This window comes from Neolewinella agarilytica (assembly GCF_900110645.1).
In the GTDB taxonomy this organism is placed as follows: Bacteria; Bacteroidota; Bacteroidia; order Chitinophagales; family Saprospiraceae; genus Neolewinella; species Neolewinella agarilytica.
On record NZ_FOFB01000071.1, the window covers coordinates 1 to 1,226 of the forward strand.

At 45.3% G+C, this 1,226-nt stretch carries 2 protein-coding genes; both read left to right on the forward strand.

Annotation, left to right across the window (positions count from 1 at the left end):
* On the forward strand, positions 1–375 hold a 375-nt coding region (locus tag BM123_RS23765), incomplete at its 5' end, for a transposase (protein WP_217642221.1).
* Complete coding sequence (locus tag BM123_RS23770; RefSeq protein WP_217642222.1) at positions 345–1,214, forward strand: IS3 family transposase; 870 nt, start codon at positions 345–347, stop codon at positions 1,212–1,214. The genes BM123_RS23765 and BM123_RS23770, both read left to right, overlap by 31 nt.
* Positions 1,215–1,226: the final 12 nt, after the last annotated feature.

The following is a 1,226-nucleotide window of genomic DNA, read 5'->3' on the forward strand; positions in this document are numbered from 1 at the left end:
TGTACGCTTCCCATTGAGCGCAACCACAATTTAGTAGAAAGACAACCTTATCTTACTCATCTTCTAAATCGCGCCAACATGCGGAAAAGTAAATTCACAAAGTCTCAAAAACTTGAGGTTCTGGCTAAATGGGACGCCGGAGCAAAAATCGATGACCTGTGTCGAGAATACCAAATCAGTGCTGCTACGCTCTACAACTGGAAAAAAGAGAAAGCGACTGAAGAGGACGATACGCTACGGGAACTCAAGCAGTTGCAACAAGAGAATGCGCGTCTCAAAAAAATGTACGCTAACCTGAGCATGGATCATGAGATACTACAGGAAGGTTATGAAATGCTAAAAAAGTGGCAAGCCCAAGACGCCAAGAAGAAATGATTGATCACGTAGTAAGACTTCCCGACCGAAGCGTCCGTCAGGGTTGTCGCGTTTTGGGCATACGGCGCCAAACCTATCACAATCGTAAGTCTGGCAACCGTCCGGAAGAGCAAGATGCGGAGCTGATCGACCTGCTACGCAGAACTTGCTCTAGGTTTGTAGCCTGGGGCTTCTGGATGATATTTCATTATCTGCGTAATGAACACGAACTAAAAGACAACCACAAACGAGTGTACCGACTCTGGAAACAAGCTGGCTTACACCTCCGACTACCGCCAAAGCGTTCTAAGATTCGGCGGGAATACCAAGAATTGCTATCACCGGACCAAATCAATGAAGGCTGGGCTATGGACTTCGTTAGCGACTGGGTGATTGGTCCAGAGAAACAATCAATCAGGGTGATCAACATCATGGATGAATGTTCTCGACGAGCACTTTGGACGGAAGCTCATACGAGTATTTCTGCAGCGAAATTGATTAAAGTACTTGACAAAATAGTCGCTTGGCGAGGAGCGCCAGCTTATATCCGCTGCGATAATGGACCAGAATTCATTGCAGGTCGCCTAAAAGTATGGGCTGATAAGCATGATATTGAACTCAGGCATATCCAACCGGGTAAACCATCACAAAACGGTCTTATGGAAAGACTTAATAAAACGCTTAGAGTCGAGTGCCTTGATTTAAACTGGTTCCAATCCCTGGAAGAGTTGAATCAACGAATTCAGGATTGGTCTGTAACTTATAATCAGATTCGGCCACACAGCAGCATCGGTTATAAATCGCCCGTAAACTATGAAAATCTAAATCAGAATTTCTACTTTAGAGTGGTTGCGGCTTAGGGGAAGCGTACA